Source organism: Microcoleus sp. S13C4, from assembly GCF_036700865.1.
Taxonomy (GTDB): Bacteria; Cyanobacteriota; Cyanobacteriia; order Cyanobacteriales; family Microcoleaceae; genus Microcoleus.
Genome location: NZ_JAUBPS010000132.1, coordinates 1 through 6,413, shown reverse-complemented (window position 1 = coordinate 6,413; position 6,413 = coordinate 1). Strand labels below are relative to the sequence as shown.

The following is a 6,413-nucleotide window of genomic DNA, read 5'->3' as shown; positions in this document are numbered from 1 at the left end:
TTAATAATTAAATGGGGTCGCAAAATCAAAAATAAGGGTAATGCTTGTATCACAGTTTAAATGTGCAACAGCTTACCTCTTGGGTGCTGAGTGCGATCGCACTGTTTACCCCAACTATAATCTCTCCACATCAAGCCAGTATGCACAGTCGAGAAATTGTCTCTCTGCTAGCCTTGCTCCCTACCGCCGATAGGCTAAGGCAAACCGATCGATTCCTGCTAAATCCGAAAATATCTGAACTTTGCCATAACTCCCGTGACTTTCCAGCATATCAGCTACCGCCTCAGCCTGTCCCGCCATCATCTCCACCAACCAAACTCCCCCGGATTCTAAATAATCGGGAGCCGTTTCTACCAAATGCCGGATGCAATCTAACCCGTCAAAACCGCCGTCTAAGGCCAGATGAGGTTCGTGCTTCAAAACTTCCGGTTGCAGGGTCAGCACCGTGCTGCTGGGGATGTAAGGCGGGTTAGACACCATCCCGCTAACGCGACCTTTGAGAAATGCTAAGGGTTCCCACCACAAACCTTGATAAAAATTAATTCGCGATGCAAAACCCAAATTCTCAGCATTCAGTCGAGCAACTGCCAAAGCTTCCGAACTGCAATCTACCGCATAAACCCTAGCATTTGTCAACGCACAAGCCAAGCCGATCGCGATCGCCCCGCTGCCCGTCCCCAAATCCACCCAATGCGATTTGGCCAATTCTTCCCCCCGAAACTCGGAGAAGTTTAAATCTTCTCCCCCCCTTAGTAAGGGGGGGTTGGGGGGGGTAGATTTTTGATTGATATTTTCTGCTTCTAAACGGCTTTTAACAGCTTCTACAGCCAAATCGATCAGCAATTCCGTTTCAGGACGCGGAATTAGCACCGCCGGCGTTACTTTGAGCGAAAAATGCCGCCAATGTGCAACTCCCGTTAAATACTGCACCGGCACCCGTTCCTGCAAGCGCCCCTGCCACAATTGAGCAAGCTCAGATAAAGACAACTTTAATTCAATTTTTGGCAAATCTTTAAACGACTCCAAACGCAGAGCCAACCTATCCAAACCGGCCAGCTCTTGCAGCAGCCAGTCAATTTCTGCTAGGGGAATGTCAGAGGCGATCGCCTCGGTTTTAGCTTGATTCGCCCATTCCCAAAGCTCTAAACCCGAAACAAACATAAGGCTTTGTAATAATTGCTAATTGCTAATTCCTAATTGTTAATTGCTAATTGCTAATTCATTAATTAGTAGGTTGAGTCGAGAAACCCAACCTACTAATTAATGACTGATAACTGATGACTAATGACTGATGACTGCTGGCTAACTATTAGCGATTCTGTCGAGCTGGAGCCGGAGCTGGAGCCGGCCGAGCTGGAGCCGGAGCAGGAGCCGGCCGAGCTGGAGCCGGAGCAACCTGTGGATTTTGGCCCGCACCGGCAGGTTGGAGCGATCGCACAAATTCTAGCGACTCCCGCGACGGAATCAAAATCATTTGGGTCAAAAACGGGTCGTTCTCAGTACGCAAAGCTTCCAAAACGCTCTCCAAGTTCACCACCTCAATCTTAATTGTGGCTGTCACGTTGGGCTGCTGCTGCTTAAAACGATCGACCATTCCCTGCAAATCCTCCTTGTTAAAAAACAAGGGAATCACCTCTTGCTGACCCCGCTGAATCGTCAAATAACCATTTTCCGGGCCGCCTCTGGCCAAAAACAGAGGTACACCGTTGAACTCGTTAACTTGTTGACCAGTCTGCTGAAGTACAGTTTTAGCCGACTGCACCTGCACCGGAGCCGGAACGAAAGCAAATTGCACCTCCTCCGGCTTGCCTTTATTTGCTTGAGTGATCTGATAAATTTCCCCCAGCGACACGGGCATCACGCGCACCGAGGCCGCCAACTGAGGATTTCTGGTTTTCAGTTGATCCACAAAAGCTTGAGCATCTTTCTGGCTGATGAAAATTCCCGCCACGGAAGCATTGCCAGTTTGACCCTGACCCTGCTTGGGAACAGAAGCGATCAGGGGCGCACCCTGAGCGTCTGTAATCGTAAATACTGGCACTGATCGCAATTTTTCCAAAATTTGCGGCTCCGGCAGTGCCAGTGCAGACATCTTGCCAATGGGGGAGGGGCCCAGCAGAGTGCTGCCGACAATTCCCAATATTGCGCCCAAACGAACTAATGATTTCATGTTTTTTCCATCAGGAGCGATCCTGAAACACATTAACGCAAAGACTGGCGACTTAACACGATCGGCAAAAACTGCCTCAATTTGTTTTCATTTTGACGAAATGTAAACATCTGAGACAGTTCTGCTTCAATCTATTATTTAACATTGTGCGATCGGGATGACAGGATTTGAACCTGCGACATCCTGCTCCCAAAGCAGGCGCGCTACCAAGCTGCGCTACATCCCGGTGTTATAGTTAGCTAACCTCTAACCATTAACACACAAAACCGCTTGCTTGTCAAGCTTTATTAAATATTTAGCTCTCGATGCAGCTAGGGCGAAGTTTTTTTCCGGTTGTGCGGTTTGACCCCACCCAAAAACCTATACCAGCCCCTGACTCCTATCGTGATCGGCTCACAATTTTAAACCCTTCGACAAGCTCAGGGCAACGCCCTAGTTCAAGCTCCCAGATTCATGTGTGGAATAAATCTCAAATCTCAAATAGTTTCTTCGACTCAGGGCGACTTGACGGCTCGACTGAGTGCCGATCGTCTCGCCGCAGTCTCAAATCTCAAATCGACTGACAATACTTGCACAGCTTCATAACGGCCCTGATGCCGAGATACATCCCAGCCTAACTGACCACAGCGCACAGGTGCATTCAGTGTTGTCAGCGTCAATATTGTATTGTATATCCTCAACAAATCAACGCCGACCTGCACCTGGCTCGCTAATCTGGATACCAAAACATACCTTTAATCCCCTCTGGATCGGACATAAAGCCCAAATTGCGGTAAAAATCCACCACTTGAGGGTCAGCAAATAAGGTAATGTTGCTGATATCTTCACTGCGGAGTTTTTTAATGATGTATTTCATCAGTGCCTTGCCCATGCCTTTGCCCTGGTAGTCGGGATGAACTACCACATCCCAAAGCGTGGCATTAAAAGCATGGTCTGAAGTCGCTCTGGCGAAACCCACCAGCCGTCGCTGGCTGCCCCGCATCTCCCACATAGAGACGACTAGGAAGCTGTGCACAATAGCTTTTTTGACTTTACGCAGGGGACGGCGGGACCAACCCACTGCATTACAAAGTTCTTCGAGTTCGTAGAGGTCAATGTCCCGATCGCAACTGAAAAAGATGCGAGCGTTGCCGCTGGCGGGCTTGCGAAACGTTGGGGAAAGCGGATCGCCTAACCCAACAGCCACATCTTCCTCAAAATCCGCTGTTTGGGGTACAGAGGCAGACTCAGAACTACTAAATAAGTTTTTCCAAAAACCCATGCAGGCGCGGTTAAGGTAGTAGAAGTTGGACGACGAGAAAGAGAACCCGACAGATAAACCCACTCCGATAGGCGTAGGATCAATTGCCGGTAGCCTCTTGAGGAACAGTTTACGGTACACTCATCTTACGCCGAAAACAGCGATTTGTCGTCCAACATTGAGTCTGCGCTTTTTTGATTCTGTCAAGTTTGGTAGAACTGTTTTGCTAGCCAGTGCCCGGACAACCCGCTTTTAAGGTAAAATTTGTTGCCGAACCAGGACAGAGGCATTTTGGGAAATGCTTCTTTTGAGTGCCGCCGATCGCGCCGGAACTTATACCCTTGGCGGGAAATACCATTGGAATGGCGCAACGGTGACATTCTCGTGATAAGTTCTCAGACAGATTTGACTTTTGCTTTTAGTGAGGAGACGGGCACAATTTAAGTCGAATCGTCGAATCGAAAATCCCATTGCCATAAGGCATGGAAGAGTCAATACCTAGTATATCTCCCGCACCTTCTCCTCAATTATGGCTTCGGGTTTAAAACCATCTACACTAGAACTTCTCAAGCGCTTTAACCGAGCGTTTCCGCAGTTTTATGAGCAATTTGTCAGCAGCGAAATCCAGTTGCAAAACCTCAAATTAGCTTACCAGCTTTACAAAACTCGGCAAGCAGTCATCGAAATCCGAGCCGAAGGTAACAAAAGTGCCCTGCATTTTGCTTACCGGAACCAGTCTTTTCTATTGAGCGATATTTTTGGAGTGCTCGCGGCCTACGGACTCACGATTCACAGTCTGAGTCTGTACGGTCAAATTTACCCGCCCATGCTGGTATTTATCAAATTGGTCGTATCTCGCGGTGGCAAGGTACTGGCAGATAAAACAGCAGAAAACGTCTGTAGAGCCGTTCGAGAGGCCTTAGCAGGGCATTTTGAGGTTGAAGAGATGTTGGCGGTGGAATTTAATTTAGACGCGGGTTTGGAAGATGTGGCAACTGAATTCTACGTCGATCCGGTTTTCCACTTGCCAGCTTTACTGATTGAAGCAGATAATCAACCTGGACTTTTTTACAAAGTTATGTATGCCATCTGGCAAGAGGATTTGTTGGTCGTAAATGCTAATTTGCTGGTTTGGCGGGGGCGAACTCGCCTAATTCTCTACTTGTTGGGGCCCAATGAAAGTTTAATTCCCGAGTATTTGGGGCAGAAAATCGCTGAGGGGGTGCGACAAAGACTGCTGGGCGAGCGATTTTAGGGCGATCGGATCGGCCGATCGCTAAATAACTAGATTTCTCTAAGTAGACATTAGTTTGCAGAAGTTTTCCAGTGAGATAGGATAAAAAGCTCGGCAAAATTGTTCGTACAAATGAGTGTAGATAGCGGTTTTCATAAACATGGGACACGCCCAAACGATGTTGCCAAGCTTTTTAAGTTTGATGGGGTAATTTATCTACAAAATAACCGCCCTAATAGAAAAGATGTGCCAGATAAATAGGGTAGTTTAACCAGCAATATAACAATCCTTGCAGGAGTTGTAAATTTTTTACCCCACCCCAACCCTCCCCGGACCCGCTGTGAGTCCGTAAGAAATTCACAAATGATGCGAGGATTGCTACAGCACTTTGCTTAACCATGAGGTACAATATTAGAGGTGGTAAGAAAGAGAAAAATGAAACCCTACTCCCTAGATATACGTCAAAAGATTATTAACACTTACGAAGCAGGTAACACCTCTATTCGGAAAGTAAGTAGTTAAACAAAATTAATTACCTAAACAACTAATATGATATGATAAAGTATTAAGTTGTACTTAAAGAGGTTTTATATGTTTTCACTTCGAGATATTAATCCACTTTCCTTGAAATTGCTAAACCGAATTTATCGCGAAAGTAGACATCATCAAGTGCGTCAAAGAGCACACTTTTTAATCTTAGTTTCACAAGGTATCAAAAATAAAAACTTGATGAATACTTTTCAAGTTAGTTATAAGACTATGTATAACTGGTTGAATCGATGGGAACATGAGGGAATGCTCGGATTATATAATAAACCAGGTAGAGGCAGAAAAGAAACATTTAATTCCGCACAATCCGAGCAAATTAGAGACTGGGTAAAATTGCAACCAAAACAATTAAAACAAGTAGTACAAAAAATCAAAAAAGAATGGTCTGTTAATATAAGTACGTAAACAATTAAGAGAATAATTAAAAAAAAAGGATGAGTTGGCATAGGATGCGCCGAGGTGTTGGCGGCAAGCCAGACCCCATAGAATACAAGGAAAAAAAAGAAAAATGGTCAGAATTAAAACAATTAGAAGATGAGGGGAAAAGTGATTTATACTATTTGGATGAATCCGGATTTTGTGGCATTCCTTGTGTTCCTTATGGATGGCAAGATATTGGTGAATATTTGTCAATTGATAGTCGTAGAACTAAGCGTTTAAAGGTCTTGGGAATCATGAATCGGCAAAACAACCTTCATGCTTATGTTTCAGAGCAGACTATTAATTCTGATGTAATCCTGGGGGGGTGACAAAGAGGTCTACGAGATAGACTGTATAAGGGTTGCAGCCCGCATACCTTGTTGGTAAAAGCGGCGTTTAGAAGGAGTTAACTTGCGTTTACTGTTCTACCTCGTCAGAATATTGTTCGAGATAATTCACCCACTTTTCTCCATCTAAACCTACACCAAATGTACTCCGTCTTCGATATCTTTTTTTAGGTTCTTTGCGGCGAGATACATATTTTTGCACCTGCTTTTTCCTCATTTCATTGCCTTGAAATATTCCCGAACTGTAGGCGAGCGTCATGAGCAAAATCATCTTAATAAGTCGGTCTCCTTTTAAGCTAGTTCCTTCAAGATCGTAGCCTCCCGTTTTACAATCTCGAAACATTTCTTCAATGCCCATCCGTTGCTTGTAAGCATCGATAGCTGCCGGCAATGACCCTAAATCTGTGAGTATAAACCACGCTTCATCAACCTTCCATCCCCCGTAGTTCCTTT

8 protein-coding genes, 1 tRNA gene and 1 pseudogene are annotated in these 6,413 nt (G+C 45.4%); 4 read left to right on the top strand and 6 right to left on the bottom strand.

Annotated elements, in window-relative coordinates; translation table 11 throughout:
- Nucleotides 1-180: 180 nt before the first annotated feature.
- From QT996_RS27850 to QT996_RS27830, 5 genes are all read right to left on the bottom strand, one after another.
- A complete protein-coding gene (locus tag QT996_RS27850; protein ID WP_333050686.1) occupies nt 181-1,161 on the bottom strand; it encodes a HemK/PrmC family methyltransferase in 981 nt (326 codons plus the stop codon).
- Between the two features lie 148 nt (nt 1,162-1,309).
- Entirely contained in the window at nt 1,310-2,170 is an 861-nt protein-coding gene (locus QT996_RS27845; RefSeq protein ID WP_333050684.1) for a Tic22 family protein, read from the bottom strand.
- 152 nt (nt 2,171-2,322) lie between these two features.
- Nucleotides 2,323-2,396, bottom strand: a tRNA-Pro gene (locus QT996_RS27840).
- A 268-nt stretch (nt 2,397-2,664) separates the two neighbouring features.
- Entirely contained in the window at nt 2,665-2,871 is a 207-nt protein-coding gene (locus QT996_RS27835) for a hypothetical protein (protein WP_333050682.1), read from the bottom strand.
- Between the two features lie 8 nt (nt 2,872-2,879).
- The gene (locus tag QT996_RS27830) at nt 2,880-3,431 is read right to left on the bottom strand and encodes a GNAT family N-acetyltransferase (RefSeq protein ID WP_242725747.1); all 552 of its coding nucleotides are present in this window, start codon (nt 3,429-3,431) and stop codon (nt 2,880-2,882) included.
- Nucleotides 3,432-3,677: 246 nt separating this feature from the next.
- Here QT996_RS27830 and QT996_RS27825 point away from each other — a divergent pair, with 246 nt between their 5' ends.
- The 4 genes from QT996_RS27825 (at nt 3,678) to QT996_RS27810 (ending at nt 5,942) form a co-directional block, all read left to right on the top strand.
- Nucleotides 3,678-3,854 (top strand): hypothetical protein, encoded by a 177-nt coding sequence (locus QT996_RS27825; RefSeq protein WP_333050680.1) that lies wholly within the window; start codon nt 3,678-3,680, stop codon nt 3,852-3,854.
- Nucleotides 3,855-3,939: 85 nt separating this feature from the next.
- Entirely contained in the window at nt 3,940-4,665 is a 726-nt protein-coding gene (locus QT996_RS27820) for a hypothetical protein (RefSeq protein ID WP_006631881.1), read from the top strand.
- A 570-nt stretch (nt 4,666-5,235) separates the two neighbouring features.
- Nucleotides 5,236-5,598, top strand: coding sequence for a helix-turn-helix domain-containing protein (locus QT996_RS27815; protein ID WP_333050678.1), 363 nt, complete (start codon nt 5,236-5,238; stop codon nt 5,596-5,598).
- 44 nt (nt 5,599-5,642) lie between these two features.
- Nucleotides 5,643-5,942 (top strand): transposase, encoded by a 300-nt coding sequence (locus tag QT996_RS27810; protein ID WP_333050676.1) that lies wholly within the window; start codon nt 5,643-5,645, stop codon nt 5,940-5,942.
- 88 nt (nt 5,943-6,030) lie between these two features.
- Here QT996_RS27810 and QT996_RS27805 read toward each other — a convergent pair.
- A pseudogene (locus QT996_RS27805) lies at nt 6,031-6,413 on the bottom strand (IS4 family transposase); the annotation flags it as partial.

What these genes read in the sequence shown, in the direction of transcription:
- QT996_RS27850 (WP_333050686.1), bottom strand. Translation starts at nt 1,161, where the DNA reads ATGTTTGTTTCGGGTTTAGAGCTTTGGGAATGGGCGAATCAAGCTAAA.
- QT996_RS27845 (WP_333050684.1), bottom strand. Translation starts at nt 2,170, where the DNA reads ATGAAATCATTAGTTCGTTTGGGCGCAATATTGGGAATTGTCGGCAGC.
- QT996_RS27830 (WP_242725747.1), bottom strand. Translation starts at nt 3,431, where the DNA reads ATGGGTTTTTGGAAAAACTTATTTAGTAGTTCTGAGTCTGCCTCTGTA.
- QT996_RS27820 (WP_006631881.1), top strand. Translation starts at nt 3,940, where the DNA reads ATGGCTTCGGGTTTAAAACCATCTACACTAGAACTTCTCAAGCGCTTT.
- QT996_RS27815 (WP_333050678.1), top strand. Translation starts at nt 5,236, where the DNA reads ATGTTTTCACTTCGAGATATTAATCCACTTTCCTTGAAATTGCTAAAC.
- QT996_RS27810 (WP_333050676.1), top strand. Translation starts at nt 5,643, where the DNA reads ATGCGCCGAGGTGTTGGCGGCAAGCCAGACCCCATAGAATACAAGGAA.